The 1,012-nt window shown below is 73.6% G+C and carries 1 protein-coding gene and 1 pseudogene; one reads left to right on the top strand and one right to left on the bottom strand.

From position 1 onward, the window contains the following. On the bottom strand, positions 1 to 679 hold a 679-nt coding region (locus AC1DY2_RS20100), incomplete at its 3' end, for a 2Fe-2S iron-sulfur cluster-binding protein (protein ID WP_476764022.1). 122 nt (positions 680 to 801) lie between these two features. Here AC1DY2_RS20100 and AC1DY2_RS20095 point away from each other — a divergent pair. Beyond that, a pseudogene (locus tag AC1DY2_RS20095) lies at positions 802 to 1,012 on the top strand (malate synthase A); the annotation flags it as partial.

Genomic DNA, 1,012 nt, shown 5'->3' with positions numbered 1-1,012 from the left:
CGCCGAGCAGGGCGAGCGCCTCGTCGAGGGAGGCGGGCCGCACGAACCGTCCGTCGTCGCCGTCGAGGCGCGTCGCCACGGCCTCGGGCGCGGGGCGCGAGCGGCGCTCGGCGAGCGGGTCGTCGGAATCGGGAGAGGCGAGCGCGTAGGCGGCATCCCGGATCGGCCGGTAGCCCGTGCAGCGACAGAGATTGCCGCTCAGCGCGTGCAGGTCGAAGCCGTTCGGGCCGTGATGGGCATCGGTGCGGCCCTCGACGGTGGCCGCGGCATCCGGTGCCTCGCCCTCGCCCTCGTGGCGGCCACGGCGGTAGAACTCGGCCGCCATGCTGCACGCGAAGCCAGGGGTGCAGTACCCACACTGCGACCCGCCCGCCGCGGCCAGGCCGGCCTGCACGGGGTGCGGGCGCTCGGGGGAGCCGAGCCCCTCGGCCGTGACGAGCTCTTGACCTGCGAGGGCCGCGACCGGCACCAGGCAGGCGTTCACCGCGGTCCACTCCGTGCCGCCGCGGTCGTGGTCGGTGGCCAGCAGCACGGCGCAGGCGCCGCACTCGCCCTCGGCGCACCCCTCCTTGCAGCCGGTGAGGCCGAGGCTGCGAAGCCAGTCCAAGGTGGTCGTCTGCGCGGCGATGCCCTGCAACGGGTGTCGCCGTCCGTTGACGGTCACGTCGATGTGATCCATGCACACTCCTTTGTCGGAGTCTACGCCGGGGACTTGCGCTCGATCCGGTGACGCCGGGCACGCATCTGCGCCAAGATGAGGGCAGCGCGAGGAGTATCGACCCGGAAGGGAGCGGCCGCCGCATGAGCATCGAGATCGCCCGTGACAGCGAGGTCCCGGGTGGCGAGGAGATCCTCACCGCCGAGGCGCTCGCATTCGTCGAGGAGCTGCACCTGCGCTTCGACTCCCGACGCCGCCAGCTCCTCGACGCACGCGCCGAGCGCCGGGACCGGATCGCCCGCGGGGAGTCGCTCGACTTCCTCCCCGAGACCGCCGAGACCCGCGCCGCAGACT

It is taken from the genome of Agromyces sp. P1_H4, from assembly GCF_056405255.1.
Note: the sequence above shows the minus strand (reverse complement) of the source record. Positions and strands in the feature narration are given on the sequence as shown.